General features: G+C 75.7%; 23 protein-coding genes, 1 tRNA gene and 1 riboswitch. Of the genes, 19 read left to right on the forward strand and 5 right to left on the reverse strand.

What is annotated here, in order from left to right; translation table 11 throughout:
- Positions 1–36: 36 nt before the first annotated feature.
- Genes ispD through rlmB form a run of 4 tightly spaced genes read left to right on the forward strand, consistent with a single transcriptional unit; the run spans position 37 to position 3,564 of the window.
- Complete coding sequence (ispD, locus tag ACI8AX_RS04195; protein ID WP_456548540.1) at positions 37–699, forward strand: 2-C-methyl-D-erythritol 4-phosphate cytidylyltransferase; 663 nt, start codon at positions 37–39, stop codon at positions 697–699.
- A complete protein-coding gene (ispF, locus tag ACI8AX_RS04200) occupies positions 696–1,211 on the forward strand; it encodes a 2-C-methyl-D-erythritol 2,4-cyclodiphosphate synthase (protein ID WP_456548541.1) in 516 nt (171 codons plus the stop codon). The genes ispD and ispF overlap by 4 nt, the downstream gene beginning before the upstream one ends.
- Complete coding sequence (gene cysS / locus ACI8AX_RS04205) at positions 1,208–2,611, forward strand: cysteine--tRNA ligase (protein ID WP_456548542.1); 1,404 nt, start codon at positions 1,208–1,210, stop codon at positions 2,609–2,611. Before ispF ends, cysS begins: the two co-directional genes overlap by 4 nt.
- Entirely contained in the window at positions 2,593–3,564 is a 972-nt protein-coding gene (gene rlmB, locus ACI8AX_RS04210; protein WP_456548543.1) for a 23S rRNA (guanosine(2251)-2'-O)-methyltransferase RlmB, read from the forward strand. Before cysS ends, rlmB begins: the two co-directional genes overlap by 19 nt.
- A 21-nt stretch (positions 3,565–3,585) precedes the next feature.
- Here rlmB and ACI8AX_RS04215 read toward each other — a convergent pair whose 3' ends face one another.
- The 3 genes from ACI8AX_RS04215 to ACI8AX_RS04225 all read right to left on the reverse strand — a co-directional run bounded on the left by ACI8AX_RS04215 (position 3,586) and on the right by ACI8AX_RS04225 (position 6,502).
- Positions 3,586–3,756, reverse strand: a complete 171-nt coding sequence (locus tag ACI8AX_RS04215; RefSeq protein ID WP_456548544.1) for a hypothetical protein — start codon at positions 3,754–3,756, stop codon at positions 3,586–3,588.
- 72 nt (positions 3,757–3,828) lie between these two features.
- Positions 3,829–5,109, reverse strand: a complete 1,281-nt coding sequence (locus ACI8AX_RS04220; protein WP_456548545.1) for a DUF445 domain-containing protein — start codon at positions 5,107–5,109, stop codon at positions 3,829–3,831.
- A 73-nt stretch (positions 5,110–5,182) separates the two neighbouring features.
- Positions 5,183–6,502: a S1C family serine protease gene (locus tag ACI8AX_RS04225; protein WP_456548546.1), complete on the reverse strand. Its 1,320-nt coding sequence runs from the start codon at positions 6,500–6,502 to the stop codon at positions 5,183–5,185.
- Between the two features lie 229 nt (positions 6,503–6,731).
- On the opposite strand from ACI8AX_RS04225, the gene ACI8AX_RS04230 reads away from it, so the two are divergent.
- From ACI8AX_RS04230 to ACI8AX_RS04255, 6 genes are all read left to right on the forward strand, one after another.
- Positions 6,732–7,466, forward strand: a complete 735-nt coding sequence (locus ACI8AX_RS04230; protein WP_456548547.1) for a hypothetical protein — start codon at positions 6,732–6,734, stop codon at positions 7,464–7,466.
- A gap of 74 nt (positions 7,467–7,540) precedes the next feature.
- Positions 7,541–7,616, forward strand: a tRNA-Thr gene (locus ACI8AX_RS04235).
- A 302-nt stretch (positions 7,617–7,918) separates the two neighbouring features.
- A complete protein-coding gene (locus tag ACI8AX_RS04240) occupies positions 7,919–9,205 on the forward strand; it encodes a sensor histidine kinase (protein WP_456548548.1) in 1,287 nt (428 codons plus the stop codon).
- A gap of 196 nt (positions 9,206–9,401) precedes the next feature.
- Positions 9,402–9,890 (forward strand): response regulator, encoded by a 489-nt coding sequence (locus ACI8AX_RS04245; protein WP_456548549.1) that lies wholly within the window; start codon positions 9,402–9,404, stop codon positions 9,888–9,890.
- Between the two features lie 138 nt (positions 9,891–10,028).
- Positions 10,029–11,447, forward strand: coding sequence for a sensor histidine kinase (locus tag ACI8AX_RS04250; protein WP_456548550.1), 1,419 nt, complete (start codon positions 10,029–10,031; stop codon positions 11,445–11,447).
- Positions 11,444–12,103: a response regulator gene (locus tag ACI8AX_RS04255; protein WP_456548551.1), complete on the forward strand. Its 660-nt coding sequence runs from the start codon at positions 11,444–11,446 to the stop codon at positions 12,101–12,103. The genes ACI8AX_RS04250 and ACI8AX_RS04255 overlap by 4 nt, the downstream gene beginning before the upstream one ends.
- Before the next feature lie 12 nt (positions 12,104–12,115).
- Here the strand turns inward: ACI8AX_RS04255 and ACI8AX_RS04260 are convergent, their stop codons facing one another.
- On the reverse strand, positions 12,116–12,535 hold the full coding sequence (locus tag ACI8AX_RS04260) for a DUF5313 family protein (RefSeq protein WP_456548552.1): 420 nt from the start codon (positions 12,533–12,535) through the stop codon (positions 12,116–12,118).
- Between the two features lie 103 nt (positions 12,536–12,638).
- On the opposite strand from ACI8AX_RS04260, the gene ACI8AX_RS04265 reads away from it, so the two are divergent.
- The 6 genes from ACI8AX_RS04265 (at position 12,639) to ACI8AX_RS04290 (ending at position 19,899) form a co-directional block, all read left to right on the forward strand.
- Positions 12,639–13,070 (forward strand): CBS domain-containing protein, encoded by a 432-nt coding sequence (locus tag ACI8AX_RS04265; protein WP_456548553.1) that lies wholly within the window; start codon positions 12,639–12,641, stop codon positions 13,068–13,070.
- A gap of 59 nt (positions 13,071–13,129) precedes the next feature.
- Positions 13,130–14,047 (forward strand): EamA family transporter RarD, encoded by a 918-nt coding sequence (gene rarD / locus ACI8AX_RS04270; RefSeq protein WP_456548554.1) that lies wholly within the window; start codon positions 13,130–13,132, stop codon positions 14,045–14,047.
- Between the two features lie 80 nt (positions 14,048–14,127).
- Positions 14,128–14,493, forward strand: a complete 366-nt coding sequence (locus tag ACI8AX_RS04275) for a DUF3263 domain-containing protein (protein ID WP_456548555.1) — start codon at positions 14,128–14,130, stop codon at positions 14,491–14,493.
- Between the two features lie 71 nt (positions 14,494–14,564).
- Entirely contained in the window at positions 14,565–16,052 is a 1,488-nt protein-coding gene (locus tag ACI8AX_RS04280) for a LytR C-terminal domain-containing protein (RefSeq protein ID WP_456548556.1), read from the forward strand.
- A 59-nt stretch (positions 16,053–16,111) separates the two neighbouring features.
- Complete coding sequence (locus ACI8AX_RS04285; protein ID WP_456548557.1) at positions 16,112–19,018, forward strand: alpha/beta fold hydrolase; 2,907 nt, start codon at positions 16,112–16,114, stop codon at positions 19,016–19,018.
- Complete coding sequence (locus tag ACI8AX_RS04290; RefSeq protein WP_456548558.1) at positions 19,015–19,899, forward strand: ABC transporter permease; 885 nt, start codon at positions 19,015–19,017, stop codon at positions 19,897–19,899. The genes ACI8AX_RS04285 and ACI8AX_RS04290 overlap by 4 nt, the downstream gene beginning before the upstream one ends.
- Before the next feature lie 75 nt (positions 19,900–19,974).
- On the opposite strand, the gene ACI8AX_RS04295 is transcribed toward ACI8AX_RS04290, so the two are convergent.
- Positions 19,975–20,796 (reverse strand): HAD-IIB family hydrolase, encoded by an 822-nt coding sequence (locus ACI8AX_RS04295; protein WP_456548559.1) that lies wholly within the window; start codon positions 20,794–20,796, stop codon positions 19,975–19,977.
- Between the two features lie 59 nt (positions 20,797–20,855).
- Positions 20,856–20,984, forward strand: a riboswitch (SAM riboswitch).
- Positions 20,985–20,996: 12 nt separating this feature from the next.
- On the opposite strand from ACI8AX_RS04295, the gene thrC reads away from it, so the two are divergent.
- From thrC to groL, 3 genes are all read left to right on the forward strand, one after another.
- Positions 20,997–22,298 carry a threonine synthase gene (thrC, locus tag ACI8AX_RS04300; RefSeq protein WP_456548560.1) on the forward strand — a complete coding sequence of 434 codons (1,302 nt, stop codon included), beginning with the start codon at positions 20,997–20,999 and terminating at the stop codon, positions 22,296–22,298.
- Positions 22,299–22,508: 210 nt separating this feature from the next.
- Entirely contained in the window at positions 22,509–22,709 is a 201-nt protein-coding gene (locus tag ACI8AX_RS04305; protein ID WP_089405184.1) for a cold-shock protein, read from the forward strand.
- Between the two features lie 331 nt (positions 22,710–23,040).
- Positions 23,041–24,669, forward strand: a complete 1,629-nt coding sequence (gene groL / locus ACI8AX_RS04310) for a chaperonin GroEL (protein WP_456548561.1) — start codon at positions 23,041–23,043, stop codon at positions 24,667–24,669.
- The last annotated feature ends 140 nt before the right edge of the window (positions 24,670–24,809 follow it).

Raw genomic sequence — 24,809 nt, forward strand, 5'->3', positions numbered from 1 at the left:
CCCGCGCTCAGCCCGTAGTACTCCCGGACCACTCCCGTGCACGCTGTCGGCATCGTCGCAGCGGCCGGGAGTGGTCTGCGTCTGGGGGCCGACCGCCCGAAGGCGCTGGTCCCGCTCGGCGGCCGGCCGCTCGTGGCCTGGGCGGTCGCGACCCTGCTCGACGGCGGCGTGGACGAGGTCGTCGTCGCCGTCCCCGCCGCGGAGCGCGCGGCCTTCGCGGGTGTCCTGCCCGCCGTGACCCGGCTGGTCGACGGCGGCGCCACCCGCACCGCGTCGGTGCGGGCGGCCCTGGGCGCGGCCGACCCGGGTGCCGACGCCGTCCTCGTGCACGACGCGGCCCGCCCCCTGACCCCGCCCGACGTCGTCGCCCGGGTGCTCGCGGCGCTGGCCGCCGGGGCCCCGGCCGTCGTCCCGGTGCTCCCGGTCGTCGACACCACGGTCGTGGTGGACGCCGAGGGCACCGTCACCGCGGCTCCCGACCGCGCCGCGCTGCGCCGGGTGCAGACCCCGCAGGGGTTCGACCGCGCCGCGCTCGCCGCCGCCTACGCGGCGCTGCCCGAGGGCGCCGAGCTCACCGACGACGCCGCCGTGGTCCGGGCGGCCGGCGTCCCCGTGGGCACCGTCGCCGGGGACGAGCGGGCGGCCAAGGTGACCGTGGCCCACGACCTCGCGCTCGCCGAGCTGCAGGTCGGCCGGTGAGCCTCCCCGAGCTGCCGCGGGTGGGCACGGGCGTCGACGTGCACCCGGTCGAGCCGGGACGCGAGTGCTGGCTGGCCGGGCTGCCGTGGCCGGGCGCCGACGGCTGCGCCGGGCACTCCGACGGCGACGTCGTGGCCCACGCGCTGACCGACGCGGTCCTCGCCGCGGCAGGACTCGGCGACATCGGCGGCCTGCTGGGCACCGACGACCCCCGCTGGGCCGGTGCGCGCGGCGCGGCCGTGCTGGAGCACGTGCGCGAGGTGCTGGCGGCGGCCGGCTGGGCGGTGGGCAACGCGTCGGTGCAGCTGATCGCCCCCACCCCGAAGCTCGGCTCGCGCCGGGCCGAGGCGCAGGCCGTGCTGTCGGCGGCGCTGGGCGCCCCGGTGAGCGTCACGGCGACCACGACCGACGGGCTGGGGCTGGTCGGGCGCGGCGAGGGCCGGGCGGCGGTGGCCACGGCGCTGGTGGTGCGGGTGACCGGCGCGCCGGGCTCCGTAGAATCCGCGCGGTGAGCCTGCGCCTGCACGACACCGCCGCCCGCGCGGTCCGAGACTTCGAGCCCCTGCGCGCGGGTGAGGTCTCGATGTACGTCTGCGGGCTCACCGTGCAGGGGCCGCCCCACGTCGGGCACGTCCGCGCCGCGCTGAACTTCGACGTCCTGCGCCGCTGGCTGACCGCCACCGGGCACCGCGTGACGCTGGTCCGGAACGTCACCGACATCGACGACAAGATCCTCGCCAAGGCCGAGGCCCACGGCGTGCCGTGGTGGGCCTGGGCCTACGAGAACGAGCTGGCCTGCACCCGCGCCTACGACGTCCTCGGCGTGCTGCCGCCCACCTACGAGCCGCGGGCGACCGGCCACGTGCCGGAGATGGTCGAGCTCATGGAGCGGCTGATCGAGCGCGGGCACGCCTACGCGGTCGACGGCGACGTCTACTTCGACGTCCGCTCCTTCGCCGACTACGGCGCCCTGACCGGACAGCGCGTCGACGACCTGCAGCCGGCGGCCGACACCGACACCGACGACCGCAAGCGCGACCCGCGCGACTTCGCGCTGTGGAAGGGCTCGAAGCCGGGGGAGCCGGAGACGGCGTCCTGGCCGACCCCCTGGGGCCGCGGCCGGCCCGGCTGGCACCTGGAGTGCTCGGCGATGGCCGGGCGCTACCTCGGCGCCGAGTTCGACATCCACGGCGGCGGGCTGGACCTGCGCTTCCCGCACCACGAGAACGAGCAGGCGCAGTCCCGCGCCGCCGGTGACGGCTTCGCCCGCTACTGGGTGCACAACGGCTGGGTGACCCTCGGCGGCGAGAAGATGAGCAAGTCGATGGGCAACACCGCCCTGGTCGACGAGGTCGTCACGCGGGTGCGGCCGGTCGAGCTGCGCTACTACCTGGTGACCCCGCACTACCGGTCGACCATCGAGTTCACCGACGCCGCCCTGCAGGAGGCCGGCGTCGCCTACCGGCGGGTCGAGTCCTTCGTGCGGCGGGCCGTCGAGCGCGTGGGGGACGTCGGGCCGGCCGGGCGCCCGGCGGCCTTCGACGCCGCCATGGACGACGACCTGCGCACCTCGGCCGCGATGGGGGTCGTGCACGACACCGTCCGCGACGGCAACGGCGCCCTGGACCGGGGGGACGACGAGGCGGCGGCCGGGGCGCTGGCCGCCGTGCGCGGGATGCTCGCCGTCCTCGGGCTGGACCCGCTCGACCCGCACTGGGCGGCGGCCGGCGGCGCCGACGACCGGCTGGCCGAGGTCACCGACGGCCTCGTGCGGCTGGCGCTCGAGCAGCGGCAGGCCGCCCGCGCCCGCAAGGACTTCGCCACCGCCGACGCGGTGCGCGACCAGCTCACCGCCCTCGGTGTGCAGGTCGAGGACACCCCGGCCGGACCCCGATGGGAGCTGAGCCGCTGATGGCCGGCAACAGTCAGCGCCGCGGCCGCAGCAGCGGCGCCGGCAAGAAGACCGCGACCGCCGGCACCGGCGGCAAGAACCGCCGCTCGCTGGCCGGCCGCGGGGCCACCCCGCCGGCCGAGATGCGCAAGGGCCACCCGGCGCAGCGCAAGGCGCAGGCCGACGCCCGCCGCCGGGCCGAGCGCGACCGCAGCCGCCAGCGGGCAGAGGAGACGCCGGAGCTGCTGCTGGGCCGCAACCCGGTCGTGGAGGCCCTGCGCGCGGAGATCCCCGCGACGGCGCTGTACGTGGTCACCGACGCCGGGCGCACCGACGAGCGGATCACCGAGGCGCTGACGCTGGCCGCCGACCGCGGGCTGCCGCTGCTCGAGGTCGGCAAGGCCGAGTTCGACCGGATGTCCGGCGGCGCGCTCCACCAGGGGATCGGCCTGCAGGTGCCGCCCTACGAGTACGCCCACCCCGACGACCTGCTCGACCTCGCCCGCGACTCCGGCCGGCCGCCGCTGGTCGTGGCGATGGACGGCGTCACCGACCCGCGCAACCTCGGCGCCGTCGTCCGGTCGGCCGCGGCGTTCGACGCGCACGGGGTCGTCGTGCCGCAGCGGCGCTCGGTCGGGATGACGGCCTCCGCCTGGCGCACCAGCGCCGGCGCCGCCGCGCGGCTGCCCGTGGCCCGCGCGGTCAACCTCGCCCGGGCGCTGGCCTCCTACCAGGACGCCGGGCTGCAGACCGTGGGCCTGGCCGGCGACGGCGACGTCGACCTGCACGACTTCGACGGCTTCGCCGACCCGGTGGCGCTCGTGGTCGGTGCCGAGGGCACCGGGCTGTCCCGGCTGGTGCGCGAGCGCTGCGACGTCGTCGTCCGCATCCCGATCGCCCGCGACACCGAGTCGCTCAACGTCAGCGTCGCCGCCGGCATCGCGCTGTACGCGGCGGGCGCCGCCCGGCGCTGACGCGGCCCAGCCAGGGCGCGGTCAGTCGCCGTCGGCGTCCCCGGAGCCGCCGTCGGCCCACGGCATCGCGTCGCCGCGCCACTCGGCGGGTGGCGGCACCGGCTCCGACTGCACCTCGACCTGTTCCTCCACCGGCACCCGGGCACCGGCGTGGAACTCGTCCTCGGGGAGGCGGTATCTGGACTCGGTCACGACCACAGCGTGGCAGGTGCCGGCACGTCGGACGAGTCCCCGTGCCGTCGCTGCGCGCCCCGGGGCTCCGGCTCAGCCGATGAGCTGGGCGAGGGTGTAGATGACCAGCCCGGCCAGGCCGCCGACGACGGTGCCGTTGATCCGGATGAACTGCAGGTCCCGGCCCACCTGGAGCTCGATGCGCCGGCTGGTCTCCTCGGTGTCCCAGCGGGCGACCGTGCTGCCCACGACGTCGGCCAGGTCGCCGGAGAAGCGCTCGACCAGGTAGCCGGCCGCCCGCCGGCTCTGCCGCTGCACCAGCTCGCGCGCGGTCGGGTCGGTCTGCAGCAGGCGGGCGGCGTCCCGGATCAGCGCGGTGACCCGGGCCCGCAGCTCGGAGTCCGGGTCGGCCGCGGCCGCGAGGAACGAGTTCTTGGCGTTGGTCCACAGCGACCCCGACCAGGTGCGGATGGCCGGGTGCTCCAGCAGGTCCTTCTTGAACTCCTCGACCCGTGCCTGGGTGGCCGGGTCGGTGCGCAGCGCCTGGACGTAGGCCCGCAGCCGGGCGTCGTAGACCCGGCGCAGCTCGTGGTGCCGGTCGTCGCCGACCTCCTCCAGGAACTGCTGCACCCCGGTGAAGGCCCGGTTGAACACCCGGTCGTCGACCCAGTCGGGCACCCACGCCGGCGAGGCGTCCCCGAGCTGGGCGCGGAAGACGACGCGGTTCTCCTCCAGGAAGCGGGCCATGTACCGCAGCGCCGCCGAGAGCACCTCCTGGTGCCGGTCGCCGTCGACCACCAGCTCCAGCACCCGGGCCAGCACCGGGGAGGCCGGCGTCTCGTGCAGCTTGCGGTCGACCAGCGCCGCGACGGCGGGCTGCACGTCCTCGTCGCGGAGCAGGTCGGTCACGCCGGACAGCGCCGCGGCGGCGTCCCCGGAGAGCCGCTCGGCCCGCCCGGGGGCGGCGAGGAAGGCGCCCAGCCGGCCCGGGACGTCGACGGTGGCCAGCTTCTCCTCGACCACCGCCCGGGTCAGGAAGTTCTCCTGCACGAAGGTGCCCAGGCTCGCGCCGATCTGGTCCTTCTTGCGCGGGATGATCGCCGTGTGCGGGATCGGCAGCCGCAGCGGGTGCCGGAACAGGGCGGTGACGGCGAACCAGTCGGCCAGCGCCCCCACCATCGAGGCCTCGGCGGTGGCCCGCACGTAGCCGACCCAGGCGCCGCCGTCCTCCCCGATGAGCACGCAGGCCAGGAAGACGACGGCGGCGGCCAGGAACAGCCCGGTGGCCAGGCGCTTCATCCGGGCCAGGTCCCGCGCCCGCTGCGGGTCGTCGAGTGAGCCCGCGAGGGGCGCGGACGGGCGGGGTGCCGGCACGGATCGAGCCTATGGCCCCCTCGCCGGGTCCCGCCGCGAGCCCGCGAGCGGCGGGGGGCGAGGGGGTCCGTCCTCAGCCGGTGGCGGTGCCCAGCGTCACGTCGACCGTGGTGGTCTGCCCGTCGCGCTCCACGGTCAGCGTCACCTGCTCGCCGGGCGCGTGGCCGCGGACGGCCGCGGTCAGCTCGGTCGAGGTGGTGATCGGGCGGTCCCCGACGGCGGTGACCACGTCGCCGGCGGCCAGGCCCGCCGCGGCGGCGGGGGAGCCGGGCTGCACCGAGACCACCTGGGCGCCGGTGCCGACCTCCTCGCTGCCGTCGGTCCGTGCGCTGACCCCGAGGTAGGTGGTGTCGGCGGTGCCGTCGGCGATGATCTCCTCCGCGATCCGCTGCGCGGTGTTGCTCGGGATCGCGAACCCGACGCCGATGTTGCCGCTCTGGCCCGACTGCCCCGGCGCCCCGGAGGCCACCGTCGCGATCGCGGTGTTGATGCCGATCACCTGGCCGGCCGCGTCGACCAGCGCGCCGCCGGAGTTGCCGGGGTTGATCGCGGCGTCGGTCTGCAGCGCGTCGATGACGGTGGCGTCGTCCTGCGTGGAGCCGGTGGCCACGGCGCGGTCGGTCGCGCTGACGATCCCGTCGGTCACCGTGTCCGACAGCCCCAGCGGCGCGCCGATGGCGACGGCGAGGTCGCCGACCTGCACCTCGTCGGAGTCGGCGAACTCGGCCGGGGTCAGGTCGCTCGCGCCGTCCAGCCTCAGCACGGCCAGGTCCGAGGTCGGGTCGGTGCCGACGACGGTGGCGTCGTACAGCGTGCCGTCGGACGTGCGGACCTGGACGGTCGCGGTGTCGGTGCTGCTGTCGAGGGTCACCACGTGGTTGTTGGTGACGACGTAGCCGTCCGAGGTCAGGACGACGCCCGACCCGCTGCCGCTGGACGACCCGCTGCTCACGTACACGGTGACGACGCTCGGTGTGGCCTTGGCCGCGGCCGCCGTGACGGCGGTGGCGTTCTCCGGGTCGGTGATCGTGACCGCCTGCGCGGCGACGGGCGTGCTCCCGCCGCCGTTCCCGTCCTCGGCCAGCGCGACCACGCCGGCCCCGGCACCGCCGCCGACGAGGGCCCCGGCGGCGAGCATCGCCACGCCCAGCCGCAGCCGGCCGGCCCGGCGCGCGGGCGCCGCCCGGAGCGGGGCGGGCGGGGGCGCGGTGGGGTGCACCGGCTGGGCCGGGACCGGCCCGCCCGGGTGGGCCGCGCCGTACCAGGTCGGCGTCGGCGGGGGCGGGGGAGCCGGAGGGCTCCACGCCGGGGGGACCTGCCCCTGCGGCGCCCGGCCGCCGAGGGGGTGCTGCCCGCCGTGCCCGGTCGCGTCCCGGGGGTCCTGCTCGTCCATCTGGATCTCCTCCTCCGGCGCAGCCGTCCGCTGCTCCGGGGACCACGGTCGGCGCGCTGCCTCGGGCCGCGCTGGACGGGGGCTGTGAGGTCCCTGGGACGACACACCGCGGGACGACACGCCGTCCGCGCGGTGTGCGACCCGGCGACACGTGGGTAGTGGGCCGCCGCGTGCGGACCCCGGTGGTACCGCTGCACCCACCTGTTCGTCCGTCCCGGAGGCCGTTCCCGTGTCGTCTCGCGGTCTGCTCGTCCGCTGCCTCGCCTGCGTGGGGCTCGTCGTCGTCGGCGGGCTCGCCCTGGTCGGCGGCCTCTCCCTGCGCCCGGCCGGCCTGCTGGCCGTCGGGCTGGGCGCCGTCGTGGCCGGGGCGCTGGCCGCCGGCATCGCCCGCGAGGCCTCGGACGACGACCTGCGCACCACCCTGGACGCCACCTGGCAGACCGCGGGCTGGACCGTGCTGGGGCTGCTCGTGCTCTCGGGGGTCGCGGCGATCGCCGGCGCCCTGGTCACCACGCTGGTCGGCGCGGTGGGCGGCGTGGTCGGCCTCGCGGTCTGGATGGCGCGCACCCGCCCGGGCAGGCAGGTCCCGGCCGCGCCGCCGGTGACCCGGCCGGCGGTCCCCCCGGCGGCCGCCCGCCCGGCTCCGCCCACGGCCACCACGCCGATCGCCCGGCCGGCCGTCGTCACCGGCAACGTGGCCGGTGGTCCCGCGACCGCCGCCCCGCTGAGCGAGCTGCCGCTCGATGCTCTCGGGCGCGAGTGGACGATGACGTCGGCGGCGCTGTCGTCGCGGCTGGACCCGCGCGCCCGCCAGGCGATCGTCCGCCGGCGCGAGGCGGTCCTCGACGAGCTGGAGCGGCGCGACCCGGCCGGCTTCGCCCGCTGGCTGGCCGCGGGGCCGCTGTCGGCCACCGACCCCGCGCGCTACCTGCGCGCGGGCACCGCGGGCACCGACGCCGCCTGACCGCCGACCCCGCGCCCGCCGGCGGCGCGGGCGCCGTCCCTATCCTCGTGCCCGGGGACCCGTCCCCGCGTTCCGCCGGCGTGGCGCAACTGGTAGCGCACCCGACTTGTAATCGGGCGGTTAGGGGTTCGAGTCCCCTCGTCGGCTCCACCCCCGCGCGCCGCTGCCCCGTGGCACCGCCTGTCGCGTCTTGCCTGCTCACACCCCCTGCTTCGGGGATTCCCGCGATCACGCGGGCTCACCGACGATGCTGGTGATCCGCACGAGTGCCTGGAGCCGGATCGACGACCGGGGCCGATCGGCCGCGGCAGCGACGTTCCGGGAGGGACACCGTGACCGCGCAACGGAGCGCAGGGCCGGATCAGCCGTCGGCGGGAGGGTCGACGGCCTGGACCCGCCTCGTCGGGCCGGGGACGGACTCGCCGCGGAGGTCCCTGCCCACCGTCCGGCGCGTGCTCACCCGGTTCGCCGTGGCGAACGTCGTCGCCTGCGTCCTCCTGCTCGCCGGCAGCGTGTGGGCCAGCCACGTGGCCGCCCGCAACCAGGCGCTGGCCGACGCCCGCACCACCACCGACCTCATCGCGACGCTGCTGGTGCAGCCCGCTCTGGACGACGCCTTCCTCGCCGGGGACCAGCGGGCCATCGACCGGCTGGACGCGGTGGTCGAGGGCGAGCTGCGCGACGCCGCCGTCGTCCGCGTGAAGATCTGGAACGCCGACGAGGAGATCGTCTACTCCGACGAGGAGCGGCTGGTGGGCCGCTCCTTCCCGGCCGGGGAGTACCAGGTCGAGACGATGCGCGACGGGCACATGAGCGCCGAGTTCACCGACCTCGGTGACGACGAGAACGAGTTCGAGCGCGCCGACGGGCAGCTGCTGGAGGTCTACCGGACCGTCGCCGCGCAGTCGGGTGAGCGGCTGCTCCTCGAGGCGTACTTCCGCTACGACGAGGTCACCGAGCGCCAGCGCGACATCCTGCTGCACTTCGCCCCGATCACGGCGGCGGCGCTGCTGGTCCTGCTCGCGCTCCAGGTGCCGCTGGCGCACCGGATGATCCGGGCGGTGCGGGCCGGGGACACCGAGCGGCTGCGGTCCTCGGCCCGGGCGGTGGAGGCCTCGGCGCGCGAACGCCGGCGGATCGCCGGCGACCTGCACGACGGCGTGGTGCAGGACCTCTCCGCCGCGCCGCTGATCATGTCGCGGGCACTGGACCGGATCGCCGCGGGGACCGACCGCCGGCCCGACGACGAGGAGCTCCTCGCCGACCTCGGCGCCGCCACGGGCGCCGTCCGGTCGTCGGTCACGTCGCTGCGGACCCTCATGATCGAGATCTACCCGCCCCACCTGGCCGACGCCGGCCTGGCGGCCGCGCTCCAGGACCTCGCCGCCCGCGTCGAGTCGCGCGGCGTGCGGACACGGGTGGAGCTGCCGCCGGGTCTGGACCCGCCGCCCGAGACGGCCGGACTGCTGTTCCGCGTGGCGCAGGAGTCGCTGCAGAACGTCGTGAAGCACGCCGGCGCGGGGAACGCGGTCGTGGCGGTGAGCCAGCGGGACGGGCACATCACGATGGAGATCAGCGACGACGGGGACGGCTTCGACCTGGGGACGGCGTCGGCCGACGGCAACGGCTCCTTCGGCCTGCGCGTGCTCGGCGACGTGGCCGAGGCGGCCGGGGCCACGCTCGAGCTCTCCACGGCCCCCGGTCAAGGGACGACGGTCCGGCTGCGGGTGCCGCGCTGAGCCCGCCGGACGGGCAGCCCGCCGGACGGGCGAGGGGCGTACGACTGTCGTCCGATTGCGCGACCCGCGGGCCATCCCGTCTATTGGGGAGGGCGGATCCCCCCGTCCCCGGGCCGCCGTGCGCCGCCGCAGCGGTCATCGTGGACAGGGCAGCGGGTGCGGGGCCGGCACGGCCGACCGGGAGGAGGGAGCACCGATGGCGATCAGGGTCCTCATCGCCGACGACCACAAGCTGATCCGCATGGCGCTCGTGGACCTGTTCTCGATGTCGTCCGACATCGAGGTCGTCGCGGAGTGCACCGACGGGTGCGAGGTGCTGGAGGCCGCCGAGCGCACCGAGCCGGACGTCGTCCTGATGGACGTGAAGATGCCGGTCATGGACGGTCTCGAGGCGACGAACGTCCTGCTGGCCGCCCGCCCGCAGACGCGGGTCGTCATCCTCACCGGCGCCCTCACGCCGGCGACGGTCCGCGAGGCGCGGGCCCTGGGTGCCGCCGGGTACCTCCTCAAGGAGGAGAACCCCGAGGAACTGCCCGACCGGGTCCGGGCCGTCGCCGCCGGCGGCACCGCCTGGAGCGCCGCGGCGGCGGCCGAGCTGGGGCAGAACGGGCACCCGGCACCGGCCGCGGGACCCGGCGGCCCCCCGTCACCGCACGTCGACGAGAGCCCGGTCCGCTACCGGTGACCGCCCCTCCTGCGGCGTCGCCGTGCGTCGGCCTCTTGCGCGCGGGGCGGCCAGGTGGCACAACCACCTGACCCACCCCCCGGCCGCGAGGACCGGGACGGGGTGGCGACGGGGACGCGGGGCGCAGGTGGAGGCGGCATGGGATCGGCTCCGGGGGCCCGGCTGGTGCGGCCGCCGTCGGACGCTGCCGACCCGGGCTGGACGAGCCTCGTCGAGGGGCGGACGACTGCCCGCGGAGGGTCCGGGGACCCCACGGCGCGGCACGTGGTCGGCCGGTTCGTGCTCGCGAACCTGCTCGCCGTGGCCCTCCTCGTCGCGGGCGCGGTGTGGGCGGGCCGGCAGGCGGCCACCGCCGAGGCCATCGCCGACGCCCGTCGCGCGACGGACCTGCTGGCGACGCTGCTGGTGGTGCCGAACCTCCAGGAGGGGCTGCTCGACGACGACCCGGCGGCCGTCGCCGCGCTCGACGAGGCGATCGACGTCGACCGGCTGGCCTCGGCCGACGTCCGGCACGTCAAGATCTGGGCGCCGGACGACCGGATCGTGTACTCCGACGACCCGGGCCTGATCGGCGGGGAGTTCGAGCTGAGCTCGGACCACCGCCGGACGCTGCAGGACGGCGTCACCCGCGCCGAGCGCACCGACTTCAGCCGCCCCGAGAACCGGTTCGACCGGTCGGCCGGCGAGACCCTGGAGATCTACCGGCGCATCCACACCCCCGGCGGGCAGGCGCTGCTCCTGGAGACGCACGCCACCTACTCGGCCGCGACGGCCCGGCAGTCCGACATCTGGCTGCGGTTCGCCCCCATCACGCTGACGGTGCTGCTGGCCCTGCTGGCCGTCCAGGTCCCGCTCGTCCGGCGGATGGTGGCCCGGCTGCGCGCCGAGCAGCGCGAGCGGGAGGCGCTGCAGGCGCGGGCGCTGGACGCGTCCGGCGAGGAGCGGCGGCGCATCGCCGGCAGCCTGCACGACGGGATCGTGCAGGACGTCTCGGCGGCCGCGCTGCTGGTGGCCGGCGCGGCCGACCAGGTGCGCGCGACCTCGGGCCGGTGCTCGCCGGCCGACGTCGCCGGCGTCCTGGCGGAGGCGGCGGCCGCGCTGCGCGGCTCCGCGCGGTCGCTGCGGTCGCTGCTGGTGGAGATCCACCCGCCGAACCTGGAGCGGGCCGGACTGGCCTCGGCGCTGGAGGACCTGGCCGCCCGGCTGCGCCTGCGCGGGACCGACGTCCGCGTCCTCGTGCCCGACGACCTCCGTCTCCCGCTCGAGGCGGCGACGGTGCTCTTCCGCACCGCCCAGGAGGCGCTGCAGAACGTGGCCCGGCACGCCGGGGCCTCCGTCGTCGAGATCACCCTGACGAGGTCGGCCGGCTCCGCCGTCCTGGAGGTCCGCGACGACGGCGTCGGCTTCGACCTCGCGGCCACGCTGGCCGGACCCCGCGGCGCGCACCTGGGGCTGAGCACGCTCACCGACCTGGCCGGGGCGGCCGGTGCACGCCTCGATGTGCGGACCGCGCCCGGTGCGGGCACACACTTGCGCATGGAGGTCCCGCTGCCGTGATCGACGTCCTCCTGGTCGACGACCACGCGCTGGTCCGGGCCGGCCTGCGCGGGGTGATCGGCTCCGCCGACGACATGCGCGTGGTCGGCGAGGTGTCCGACGGGGCGCAGGCGCTCGAGGCGCTGGCGACGGCGTCGCCGCAGGTGGTCCTCATGGACCTCTCGATGCCCGTCCTGGACGGCGTGGCCGCGACCCGCAGCATCACCGAGGAGCACCCCGACGTCGCCGTCCTGGTCCTGAGCTCGTTCTCCGACGCGCCCCGCGTGACCGAGGCGCTGGATGCCGGCGCCATCGGCTACGTCCTCAAGGACACCGAGCCGTCGGTGATCCTCGAGGCCATCCGCTCGGCGGCGCGGGGGCACTCACCGCTGGACCCCCGGGTCGCCCGCACCCTCCTCCACGCGCGCCGCGAGCCCGGCCCCGCCGCCGGCCCCGGGGCCGAGCTGACCGACCGGGAGCAGCAGGTGCTGCGGCTGGTCGGCCAGGGCATGGCGAACAAGCAGATCGCGCGGGCCCTCGGGATCCGCGAGGGCACCGTGAAGGCCCACCTGAGCAGCGTGTTCCAGCGGATCGGCGTCCGCGACCGCACGTCGGCCGCCCTCTGGGCGCGCACGCACCTGCCGCCGTCGGAGGAGGACCCCGCCCGGTCGGGATGAGGCCGCGGGGCGTCAGTCGAAGCTGCCGGCCCCGTCGACCCGGTACGGCGCCCGCCGCTCGACGCGGGCCCGCTCGACCCGCTCCTCCCGCAGCGCGGCGGCGGTGCCGGCGGGGTAGCCGGCCTTGGCGACCCGGTGCTCGGTCGTCTCGACCATGAACGCCAGCGAGAACGACAGGCCGATCAGCAGGCCGCCCAGGGCCGCCGACAGCCGGTAGACGACCGGCACCGGGACGGCGAGGCACAGCGCGACGAGCGGGAGCATCTGGACCACCGCGCGGGCGAGGTGGCGGCGGACCCAGCCCGGCTCGGTCGTGTCGGCCAGGACCCAGGGCGCGAACCGCTCGGGCAGCCCGCCGCCGAGGGCGTAGCGGAGCCACCGGAGGGGCCCGGGACGGGGCGGGGCCGGTGGCGCGGGGTGCCGTGTACGCACGCCTCCGACGGTAGGCCTCCCGGCGTGCGCGGGGGAGTGCCGTTGCGGGCCGAGTGTGACGTCCAGCACACTCGCGGCGTCGTCGCGACCCCAGGAGGCTCCCGTGCAGATCGCGCAGCTGCTCCGTCGCAAGGGCCAGGAGGTGGCGACCGTCCCGCGCGACGTCACCGTCTCCGCGGCCCTGGGCCTGCTCGCCGAGCGGGGGATCGGCGCGCTCGTCGTGTCACCGGACGGGCGGGCCATCGAGGGGATCGTCACCGAGCGCGACGTCGTCCGGGCGCTGCCCGAGCGGGGTGCGGCGCTGCTGGAGGAGCCGGTCTCGGCCGTCATGACCGCCGAGGTGCGCACCTGCGTCCCGACCGCCTCGGTGCACGACCTCGCGCGCACGATGACCGACCACCGCATCCGGCACGTCCCGGTGGTCGAGGGGGACCGCATGGTCGGCATCGTCTCGATCGGCGACGTGGTCAAGGCCCGCCTCGACGAGCTGGAGCAGGAGCGGGCGCAGCTCGTCGACTACATCCAGACGGTCTGACCGGAGTGGTCGTGAGCCCGGCTCACGACCTCCGCCGTCCGGCGGCGTAGCGTGCGGCCGTGCAGGAGGGCCGGATCGGGGTGCTGTCCGGGTTGGCGGCCTACCTGCTGTGGGGCGTCTTCCCGCTCTACTTCCGGCTGCTGGAGCCCGCCGGGGGCGTGGAGATCGTGGCCCACCGGGTCGTCTGGTCCCTGCTGTTCGTCGGGCTGCTGCTCACCGTCGTCCGGCGCTGGTCCCACGTGCGCGCGGCGGCCACCGACCGCCGCTCGCTGCTGATCCTCGCGGGGGCCGCGCTGCTCATCGCGGTCAACTGGCTGGTCTTCGTCGTCGCGGTCAACTCCGGGCACGTCGTGGAGACCTCGCTCGGCTACTTCATCAACCCGCTGGTCAGCGTGCTGCTCGGCGTCGTGTTCTTCGCCGAGCGGCTGCGGCCGCTCCAGTGGGTCGCGGTCGGCATCGCCACGGTCGCGGTCGTGGTCCTCACCGTCGACTACGGCCGGCCACCGTGGATCGCCCTCGCCCTGGCCGCCAGCTTCGGTCTGTACGGCCTGATGAAGAAGCTCGTCCGGGTCGAGGCCGCGCCGGGCCTGTTCGTGGAGACGGCGATCGTGCTCGTCCCTGCGGCGGCCTTCCTCGTCGTCCTGCACGCGCGCGGCGAGGGGACGGCCGGCAGCGAGGGCGTGGGGCACGCGCTGCTGCTGCTCAGCTCCGGGATCGCGACCGCGATCCCGCTGCTGCTGTTCGCCGCAGCCACCCGCCGGGTGCCGCTGTCGACCGTCGGCCTGCTGCAGTACGTGACGCCGCTGATGCAGCTGGCCCTCGGGGTGTTCGTGTTCCACGAGCCGATGCCGCCCGCGCGGCTGGCCGGCTTCGTGATCGTGTGGGTGGCCCTGGCCGTGTTCAGCCTCGACAGCCTCCGGCACGCCCGCGCTGGGGCCCGCCGCCGGCTGGCGGACACGGTGCCCGCACCGGTCTGAACGACGTCGAGAACGTCGGTACCCCGGACTACCGTCGCCTCAGCGCCCCTTCCCCGCGCGCACCGACCGAAGGACGTCCGATGCACCCCGAACCAGCCTCCGCGGTCTCCCCGCCGGGGGGCGAGGTCACCCCGCCCGAGTCCGAGGCGGCCCTCCCCGCTCCCGAGACGGCCGCCTCTCCCGGCGCCGCGCTGACGCGGCGCGAGCACGAGATGCTCGCCTTCGAGCGGCAGTGGTGGCGCCACGCCGGCGCGAAGGAGACGGCCATCCGCGAGCGCTTCGGCCAGGCCCCCACGCGCTACTACCAGGCGCTGAACGCGCTGGTCGAGAAGCCGGCGGCACTGGCGGCCGACCCCCTCCTCGTCCGCCGTCTGCGGCGGCTGCGCGCCGCGCGCGGACAGCGTCGTTCGTCGCACCTGCTGGGAAATGACAACCGTGTTGTCTAGCCTCGACCACTGTGGGGAGGCATGCCGCGCCAGGCGGTGACGGAACGGACCGGGGGAGACCCGCGGTCCCGATGAACCGTCGGCGGACCGACGCCCCGGCGCCGTCGGCTGCGGAACTCCCGGAGGACCTGGGCGACCACCCCACGACGCCGGGCCGCAGCCGCGCCGACCGCCGCCGCGACGGGCTGCTCGCGGCCGGGGTCGACCCGGGCCGCCGCCCCCCGCGGACCGCCCGTCCCGGGGCGCCCGAGGCCGGCCGCGCCGCCGAGCCCGCCCCGGCCCGCCCGCCGGCGGCCGCTCGTCCGGCCGCGGCGTCGTCGGCGCGGCAGCGTCCGTTCGAGCCGCCCGCGCCGACCCGCTCCCGGCCACCCGTCGCGGTCCCTGCCGTCCCCGCGGCCGCGGCCGCCTCCGCTCCGCCGGCGGTCGCGGCCGCCCCGGCCCCCGCCGGGCCGCGGACCACGGTGGCGCCGTTCCAGGCGGTGCCGTCCCCGGCCCCCACCGAACACCCCTCGGCGCCGCTGCCCGACGTCTCGGCCCCCGGCTGGGATCGCGGCTGGCTCGACGGGTCCCCGGCCGCGCCCGAGGTGCCGCCGACCGTCGTCCCGACCGGCGAGCCCGCCGCCGAGCCGCGCCGTTCCCCGGCCGGCCCCGTCTCGCCGCAGGGCAACCCGGCGTACCGGGACTGGACCCGCCCCTCGGGGGAGGGGGCGGCGCCGGCGACCACCGCCATCCCGGACCGGGAGGTCGGCCGCGGCCGCCGCGCCGAGGCCGCCGCCCCCGGGACCGTCGTCCCCGAGACCGTCGTCCCCGAGGGGCCGCCGGCGGAGGCGCCGGAGACGGTGGCGCCGCGGGAGCAGGCCCCCCGTGAGCGGACACCGCGGGACCGGGAGCCCGCGAGCGGCGCGCAGACGGGCGTCGTCGGGGGCCGGGCGGCGCTGCGCGAGGAGCGCCGGGCCGCCGAGGAGGAGCGCCGGCGCGAGGCGAGGAAGAACGGCGTGGCGCACGTCCGCCCACGCGTCCCCGGCACCGAGGAGGACGAGCCCCGCCCGGCCCGCCGCCGGGGCGTGGTCGCGCTCGTCGCCGTGGTCCTCGTCGCCCTCGTGGTCCTGGGCGTCTACTCCTTCGCCTCCCCGGAGACCCAGCCGGCCTCGGACAGCGAGCAGGAGGCCGCGCCCACCGCCTCCGCGCCGGTGGTCACCAGCGGTGCCCTGCCCCCGCTGGACGTCACCCCGCTGACGGTGGACGAGGCGCCGGCCACGCCCGTCCGGACCCGCCTGACCGTCCTCAACGCGACGAACGTCAACGGGCTGGCCGGCGACATCGCCGACGTCCTGACCGCCGACGGCTGGGAGCTGGTCACCGCCGGCGCGTACGACGGCGGCGACGTCGCGACCACGACCGTCTTCTACAGCCCGGACAGCGACGAGCAGCGCTGGTCGGCCGAGCAGATGCACGAGCTGCACCCCGAGGTGGTCAACGTCGCGGTCCGCTTCTTCGAGGTGCCCGGCGTGGCCGACCCGGGTCTCGTCGTGGTGGCCGCCGGCGACTGGCAGCCCTGACGCATCCACCCGCGGGGCACCTGCGGAACACCATCGTGTCGCCGTCCGTTGGCCGCTGCGTGCGCCCACCCCGCGGGCACGTACGTCATCGCCCGCGCCCCGGCGCCCGGCCGGCGTCCGCCGCCCTGCTCACGCTCCTGCTCTCCCTGACCCTCCTCGTCCTGCTCCCCGCGGCGCCGGCCGCGGCTGCCGAGGACGTCACCACGGAGGAGGCGACGGTCCCCTCGGGCGCCGGCGCGGACGCCGTCGAGCTCGACACCACGCTGCACCTGCCCGGCTCCGCCACAACCGACGACCCGGCGCCCGCGGTGGTGCTCGCCCACGGCTTCGGCGGCAGCAAGGACTCGGTCGCCGACGACGCGCGCGACCTGGCCGGCCGCGGCTTCGTCGTCCTCACCTTCTCCGCGCGGGGCTTCGGCGCCAGCACCGGGCAGATCGGCCTGGACGACCCGCGCTACGAGGTGGCGGACCTCTCCACGCTGCTCGACCTGCTCGCCGAGCGGGACGACGTGCTGCTCGACGCGCCGGGCGACCCGCGGGTGGGCGTCGCCGGCGCCTCCTACGGCGGGGCGCTGTCGCTGCTGGGCGCGGCCTACGACGACCGCGTCGACGCCATCGCCCCGCAGATCACCTGGAACTCCCTCACCGCCGCGCTCTTCCCGGACTCCAGCGGCGCCCCCGGCGACGCCGCCACGGTCGCGGCCACGCCGCAGGGTGACGGCGGGGTCTACAAGCGGCTGTGGTCGGGGCTGTTCTTCGGCGTCGGCTCGGTGCCGACCGCCGGCGGCCTGCTCGAGGCCCTCGGCGGCGGGGGAGCCGACGACGCCGGCGCGGCCGAGCAGCCCCCGGTCGACCCGGCCACGCTCGACCCCGCCGCGGTCGAGCAGGCGCTGACCTGCGGCCGGTTCCGCGCCGAGGTCTGCGCGGCCTACCAGGACGCCGCGGCCACCGGCACCCTCACCCCCGAGATCGCCGCGATCCTGGACCGGAGCAGCCCGGCCGGTGTGCTGGACCGCATCACGGCGCCGACCCTGCTGGTGCAGGGCACGCAGGACTCGCTGTTCGGCCTCGGCCAGGCCGACGCCAACGCCCGCGGCATCGCCGCGAACGGCACCCCCGTCCGCGTCGTCTGGTTCGACGGCGGCCACGACAACCAGCCCGCCGCGCGGGTCGCGGCCGGGCTCCGCGACGAGGTGGCCGGCTGGTTCTCCTGGCACCTGCGCGACGAGGACGACCCCGCCCGTGGCAGCGACCCGGGCACCGGGTTCGAGTTCCCCGCACCCACCGGCATCGCCACCACCGGCCTGACGGTGCAGGGCGGGGGCGCCGCCCGGACCGTCGTCGCCGACGCCTACCCGGGACTGGACGGCGGGGAGCCGGCCGAGCGGACCGCGGTCCCGGTGTCCGGACCGGGGCAGCCGGTGGTCACCCCCGCCGGCGGCACCCCGGCCGCGTTGACCACCGTCCCGGGGCTCGGCGCGGTGACCGCGGCGCTCGGCGGGGCGACCGTGGAGATCCCCGGCCAGTTCGCCGCGTTCGACAGCCGGCCCCTGGACGAGGCGGTCGAGGTGGTCGGCGCGCCGACCGTGGACCTCGCCGTCTCCTCGCCCACCGGCACGGCGGTGCTGTTCGCCAAGCTCTACGACGTCGCCCCCGAGGGCGGGCTCACCCTGCCGGCCGGCCTGGTGGCGCCGGTGCAGCTGACCGGGCTGTCGACCGACCCCGCGGCGCCGACCGAGGTCACCGTCACGCTGCCGGGCATCGTGCACCGCTTCGAGGCCGGGCACACCATGCGCGTCCTGGTCTCGTCCACCGACCAGGCCTTCGCGCTGCCGGCCGAGCCGGCCGTCTACACCGTCGCGCTGGCCGACGGCGACGGCGCGGTGCTCGCCGTGCCCGAGGTCGAGGGCACCCCGGTCGGCGACTCCGGCGCGACCCGCTGGTGGGTCCTGCTGGGGGTCCTCGCCGGGCTGGCGCTGCTCGGCTGGCTGGCCGCCCGCCTGTGGGGCCGCCGCCAGCGGCGCCGCGTGTCGGAGGTCGAGCCCGACGGCGAGGACGTGCCGCTGCGGTTCGAGGGCGTCACCAAGGCCTACAAGGACGGCTTCGTCGCCGTCCGCGACCTGTCCTTCGAGGTCCGGCGGGGCCAGGTGCTGGGCCTGCTGGGCCCCAACGGCGCCGGGAAGACGACGTCGCTGCGGATGCTCATGGGCCTGATCCGGCCCACCGAGGGGCGGATCAGCGTCTTCGGCCACGCCGCCGGCCCCGGCAAGCCGGTGCTGTCGCGGCTGGGGTCCTTCGTCGAGGGCACCGGGCTGATGCCGCACCTGTCCGGCCGGGACAACCTCCGGCTGTACTGGGCGGCCACCGGGCGGCCCGACGCCGACGCGCACATGGAGGAGGCCATCGAGGTCGCCGGCCTGGACGCGGCCATCGACCGGCCGGTGCGCCGCTACAGCCAGGGCATGCGACAGCGGGTGGCGATCGCGCAGGCGATGCTCGGCCTGCCCGACCTGCTGGTGCTCGACGAGCCGACCAACGGGCTGGACCCGCCGCAGATCCACGCGATGCGCGAGGTGCTGCGCTCCTACGCGGCCACCGGGCGGACCGTCATCGTGTCCAGCCACCTGCTCAGCGAGATCGAGCAGACCTGCAGCCACGTCGTCGTCATGGCCAAGGGGCAGAAGATCGCTCAGGGCACCGTCGAGGAGATCGTGGGCACCGGCGGCTCGGTGCTCGTGGGGCTGGCCGACGAGGCCGACGCCGACCGGGCCGTCGCCGTCCTGGCGGCGCTGCCCGGCGTCACGGTCGAGCGCGCCGACGACGGCCTGGTCGCCGACCTCGGCACCGGCACCAGCCGGGCCGACGCGCTGCAGGCGCTGGTCGCCGCCGACGTGGCGGTCGACCAGTTCACGCCGCGGCGACGGCTCGAGGACGCGTTCCTGGCGCTGGTGGGGGAGGGCTCGTGACCGACGTGACCACATCGGCCGACCACGTGCAGCCGACCGGCGCGGTGGCCGGCTACCGGCCCGAGCGCACCCTGCGCCTGTCGGTGGAGCTGCGCCGGCAGTTCAAGCGGCGCCGCACCCTCGGCGTGCTCGCGCTCATGCTGGCGCTGCCGCTGATCCTCATCGCCGCCCTCCAGTTCGGGGCCGGGGAGGACGCGCAGGAGAACAGCCGGCTCAACCTCGTCGACGTCGCGACCGCGAGCGGGCTGAACTTCACGCTGTTCGTCCTGTTCGCGACGACGGGCTTCTTCCTGGTCGTCGTCTACGCGCTGTTCTTCGGCGACACGGTCGCCAGCGAGGCCTCGTGGGGGTCGCTGCGCTACACGCTGGCCACGCCGGTGCCCCGGATGCGGCTGCTGCGGCAGAAGTTCGCCGCGGCGCTGCTGCTCTCGGTGGGCGCGCTCGTCGTCCTCACCGCCGTGGCGGTGGTGGCCGGGGGGATCGCCTTCGGCTTCGACGCGATCGAGACGCCGCTCGGGGTCACGCTCTCCCAGGCCGACGGGATGCTGCGGCTGTCGGGGATGGTCGGCTACCTCGCCGTCCACCTGCTCGTCGTCGGGACGCTGGCCTTCTGGCTGTCGACCGTCACCGACGCGCCCCTGGCGGCGGTCGGCGGGGCGGTGTTCACGATGTTCGTGTTCGCGATCCTCGACCAGGTGGAGCAGCTCGGGTCGATCCGGGACTGGTTCCCCACGGCGGAGGAGTTCGCCTGGACCGACCTGCTGCAGACGCCGGTCGACTCCGGGGACCTGTTCCGCGGCGTGGTGCAGTCGCTGGTCTACGCGGCGGTGTTCACGGCGCTCGCCTTCCGGCACTTCTCGAGACGAGACGTGACGTCGTAGCCGCTCAGCCCTCGGCCCCGTCCAGAGGCTCGCGCCGAGCTCGCGAGGCGTGAGGGGGACGGGGTCCTTCGACCGCTACAGGGACGCGCGGACGGCCTGGGCCCAGCCCTCGCCCATGGGGGCGTCGGTCACCGCGGCGTTGGGGACGGCGGCCAGGCGGTCGGCCATCCCGTCGACGGCGGCCCCGTTCGCGGTGATCCACAGCCGGCCCACCGCCGGCGCCATCTCCAGGTCGCTCACGCTGTCGCCGATCGCCACCGCCTCGGCCGGGTCGACGCCGCGCCGCTGCAGGTCCCAGGCGATCGCCAGGCCCTTGGAGATGCCGCGCGGCATGAGGTGGTAGACCCGCGGCGGCGCGGCGTCGGGCTCCAGCGTCATCCGGGACGTCGGGTGGATCGCCCCGTTGTCGTTGAGCGTGAGCCAGCCGAAGCCGCGCCCGGCGAGGTCGGCGTCCACCGCGAGCGGGTCGACCCGGCCCCGCAGCAGCGCGTCGGTCTCGTGCGTCGCGTGCCAGGGGGCGTGCCACTCGAGCCGGCCGGGGTGCCGGGCGATCAGGTCCTCGACCACGCCGGTCTCGGCCATCACGTCCATCGGCGTCCGGCCGTCGTACTCCGCCGGCAGCTCGCCGGTCAGCCGGTGGGTGGCCCGGCCGCCGTCCCAGCTCACCACCGAGCCGAGCTCGGCGATGGCGCCGTCGGCGGCGAAGATCCGCGCGGCCTCGACGACCTGCTCGAACGTCCGCCCGCTGACCAGCACGAGGGCCACCCCGGCACGGTGCAGGTCCAGCAGAGCGGCCGCCGGGTCGGCGGTGAGGTCCCGGCCGGCCGTGTGCCAGAAGGAGCCGCGCGGGCCCACCATCGTGCCGTCGAGGTCGGTGTAGACGATGCGCGTGGCCACCCGGGCAGTCTGGCCGTGCGCCGGGAGCGCACCCCCGCCGGGTAGAGTGACGCGCGTTCCACTCATCCAGAGGGGCAGAGGGACACGGCCCGACGAAGCCCCGGCAACCGCCGTCCGCGCGTCCGCGCAGCGGCAGGTGCCAATTCCGTCCCGCGCGGCTCGACGGCCCGACGCGGGGAAGATGAGGAGGTAGTCGTCGCATGACCCTGACCGCTCCCGGATCTCTCCAGGCCGACTCGTCCGCCGGTGGCCCGGTCCCCCCGTGTCCCGCGCGGGGCCTGGTCTGCCGCAACTGCGGCGCCACCTTCGGGCTCATCGCCGAGCACGCCTGCGCCGAGTGCTTCGGCCCGCTGGAGGTCGACTACGACCCCGAGCTGATGAGGGCGGTGACCCGGGAGCAGATCGAGGCCGGGCCGCAGAACATCTGGCGCTACGCCGCGCTGCTGCCCGTGGGCCAGGACCCGGCCGACCGGGTCTCGCTCGACCCGGGGATGACCCCGCTCGTGCGGGCCGACCGGCTGGCCGCGGAGTTGGGCATCACCGGCGGGCTGTGGGTCAAGGACGACTCGGCCAACCCCACGCACTCGTTCAAGGACCGGGTGGTGAGCCTCGCGGCGACCGCCGCCAAGGGCCTGGGCTACACGAAGATCGCGGCGGCCTCGACCGGCAACCTGGCCAACTCCGTCGCCGCGCACGCCGCCCGCGTCGGGCTGCCGTCCTACGTCTTCATCCCGGCCGACCTCGAGCCGGGCAAGGTCGTGCAGTCGGCGGTCTACGGCCAGACGCTGGTCGCCGTCGACGGCTCCTACGACGACGTCAACCGGCTGACCAGCGAGCTCGCGGAGACCGACGAGTTCGAGGACACCGCGTTCGTCAACCAGAACGTTCGGCCCTACTACGCCGAGGGCTCCAAGACGATGGGCTACGAGATCGCCGAGCAGCTCGGCTGGCGGATCCCGGCCCAGGTCGTCATCCCGATGGCGTCGGGCTCGCTGCTCACCAAGGTGGACAAGGCCTTCCGCGAGCTGACCGCGGCCGGGATCGTCGAGGCCACCGGGTGGACGATCTTCGGCGCCCAGTCGGCCGGCTGCGACCCGATCGCGACGGCGTTCGAGAACGGCTGGGACGTCGTCAAGCCGGTCAAGCCCACGGGCATCGCGAAGTCGCTGAACATCGGCAACCCGGCCGACGGCCCGTACGCGCTCGACGCCATCCGGCGGACCGGCGGCTCGGTGGGCCGGGTGGGCGACGAGGAGATCGTGCAGGGGATCCGCGACCTGGCCCGCACCACCGGGGTGTTCGCCGAGACCGCGGGCGGGGTGACCGTCGCCGTGCTCAAGCAGCTGGTCGCCGACGGGCGTCTGGACCCGGCGAGGGAGACCGTCGTCCTCAACACCGGCGAGGGGCTCAAGACCCTCGACCCGCTGGAGCCGGTCGTCGGCCCCACCCACCGGGTCGAGCCCTCGCTGCGGTCGGTCCGCGCGGCGGGGCTCATCAGCTAGGGGATAGGCTGGTCGCCTGACCGGGTGGCGGAACCACGGCGTCCGCCGGCCCCGGCCCGCGTCGCGCGCTGGACTGGTGTGTTCGACGTCTCTTTGTTGTACCTTCTCGCGCGGTTCGAGTTCCACGCACGTGTCCGACGGGCGGAAGAGCGAGTAACCCGGCTCCCGGAATCCGGGGGACCGTCCGCACGCACGAACGTGGGAGCACACGTGGCACAGGGCACCGTGAAGTGGTTCAACGCCGAGAAGGGCTTCGGCTTCATCGCCGTCGACGGCGGCCAGGACGTCTTCGTCCACTACTCGGCCATCCAGATGGACGGCTACAAGAGCCTCGACGAGGGCCAGCGGGTCACCTTCGAGGTCGTCCAGGGCGAGAAGGGCCCGCAGGCCGACGGCGTCCGCGTCGCCTGATCCCGCAGTCCTCGCAGAGGCCCGCATCCCGGCTCGGGGTGCGGGCCTCTGTGTGTCCGGGAGTGTGTGCGCTCCCGCCGTGTCCTGCGCCGGATCCCGCCGCGCGGGCGCGCACGCTGCGGGGAACAGCGGCCCGCCGACCCCCGTTCTTGCACTCGGCAGGGGCGAGTGCCAGACTTCCGGTTGGCACTCGACAGTGCCGAGTGCCAATCAGGTCGGAACGGTGAGGCACCGGTCCGCGGGCCGACGGAGCGCCCGCAGGTCCCGGTGTCGTCCGTCGCGGGCGCCGAACCCGGCCGTGCAGCGATCCATGCATGGAGGACATCACCACATGGCCAAGATGATCGCCTTCGAGGAAGAGGCGCGCCGCGGCCTCGAGCGGGGCATGAACACCCTCGCCGACGCCGTCAAGGTGACGCTCGGCCCCAAGGGCCGCAACGTCGTCCTCGAGAAGAAGTGGGGCGCCCCCACGATCACCAACGACGGTGTCAGCATCGCCAAGGAGATCGAGCTCGAGGACCCCTGGGAGAAGATCGGCGCCGAGCTGGTCAAGGAGGTCGCGAAGAAGACCGACGACGTCGCGGGTGACGGCACCACCACCGCCACCGTGCTCGCCCAGGCCCTCGTCCGCGAGGGTCTGCGCAACGTCGCCGCCGGCGCCAACCCGATGGCCCTGAAGAAGGGCATCGAGAAGGCCGTCGCCTCGGTCACCGAGTACCTCCTCTCGACCGCCAAGGACGTCGAGACCAAGGAGCAGATCGCCGCCACCGCGTCGATCTCCGCTGCCGACCCGGCCATCGGCGAGCTCATCGCCGAGGCGATGGACAAGGTCGGCAAGGAAGGTGTCATCACCGTCGAGGAGAGCAACACCTTCGGCCTCGAGCTCGAGCTCACCGAGGGCATGCGCTTCGACAAGGGCTACATCTCGCCCTACTTCGTGACCGACACCGAGCGCATGGAGGCCGTCCTCGACGACCCGTACGTGCTCGTCGTCAACAGCAAGATCAGCTCGGTCAAGGACCTGCTCCCGCTGCTGGAGAAGGTCATGCAGTCGGGCAAGCCGCTGGCCATCATCGCCGAGGACGTCGAGGGCGAGGCCCTGGCGACCCTGGTGGTCAACAAGATCCGCGGGACCTTCAAGTCCATCGCGGTGAAGGCCCCCGGCTTCGGTGACCGCCGCAAGGCCATGCTGACCGACATCGCCATCCTCACCGGTGGCCAGGTCATCAGCGAGGAGGTCGGCCTCAAGCTCGAGAACGCCGGTCTCGACCTCCTGGGCCGCGCCCGCAAGGTCGTCGTCACCAAGGACGAGACGACGATCGTCGAGGGCGCCGGTGACACCGACCAGATCGCCGGCCGGGTGAACCAGATCCGCGCCGAGATCGAGAAGTCGGACTCGGACTACGACCGCGAGAAGCTGCAGGAGCGCCTGGCCAAGCTGGCCGGTGGCGTCGCCGTCATCAAGGCCGGCGCCGCGACCGAGGTCGAGCTCAAGGAGCGCAAGCACCGCATCGAGGACGCGGTGCGCAACGCCAAGGCCGCCGTCGAGGAGGGCATCGTCGCCGGTGGTGGCGTCGCCCTGGCGCAGGCCACCGCCGTCGCGTTCGAGAAGCTCGAGCTCGAGGGTGACGAGGCGACCGGTGCCAACATCGTGCGCGTCGCGCTCGAGGCCCCGCTGAAGCAGATCGCCGTCAACGCCGGCCTCGAGGGCGGCGTCGTGGCGGAGAAGGTCCGCAACTCCGAGACCGGGTTCGGCCTCAACGCCGCCACCGGCGAGTACGTGGACCTGGTCGGCGCGGGCATCATCGACCCGGCCAAGGTCACCCGCTCGGCGCTGCAGAACGCCGCCTCCATCGCGGCGCTCTTCCTCACCACCGAGGCCGTCATCGCCGACAAGCCGGAGAAGGCCGCCCCGGCCATGCCCGGTGGCGACGGCGGCATGGGCGGCATGGACTTCTGACGAAGGACCACGTCGCCCCCCACGACGCGCTCCGCGCGCCGCGGGTCCCTGCGACGTAGCCGTTCCAGCAGGTCCCGGCAGGGGCGGTCCCGCATCGCGCGGGGCCGCCCCTGTCGGCGTTCCCGCCCCCTGGGGTGGCG

It is taken from the genome of Blastococcus sp. SYSU D00813, from assembly GCF_054050735.1.

What these genes read in the sequence shown, in the direction of transcription:
- rlmB (WP_456548543.1), top strand. Translation starts at nt 2,593, where the DNA reads ATGGGAGCTGAGCCGCTGATGGCCGGCAACAGTCAGCGCCGCGGCCGC.
- ACI8AX_RS04225 (WP_456548546.1), bottom strand. Translation starts at nt 6,502, where the DNA reads ATGGACGAGCAGGACCCCCGGGACGCGACCGGGCACGGCGGGCAGCAC.
- ACI8AX_RS04245 (WP_456548549.1), top strand. Translation starts at nt 9,402, where the DNA reads ATGGCGATCAGGGTCCTCATCGCCGACGACCACAAGCTGATCCGCATG.
- ACI8AX_RS04250 (WP_456548550.1), top strand. Translation starts at nt 10,029, where the DNA reads ATGGGATCGGCTCCGGGGGCCCGGCTGGTGCGGCCGCCGTCGGACGCT.
- ACI8AX_RS04275 (WP_456548555.1), top strand. Translation starts at nt 14,128, where the DNA reads ATGCACCCCGAACCAGCCTCCGCGGTCTCCCCGCCGGGGGGCGAGGTC.
- ACI8AX_RS04280 (WP_456548556.1), top strand. Translation starts at nt 14,565, where the DNA reads ATGAACCGTCGGCGGACCGACGCCCCGGCGCCGTCGGCTGCGGAACTC.
- thrC (WP_456548560.1), top strand. Translation starts at nt 20,997, where the DNA reads ATGACCCTGACCGCTCCCGGATCTCTCCAGGCCGACTCGTCCGCCGGT.
- groL (WP_456548561.1), top strand. Translation starts at nt 23,041, where the DNA reads ATGGCCAAGATGATCGCCTTCGAGGAAGAGGCGCGCCGCGGCCTCGAG.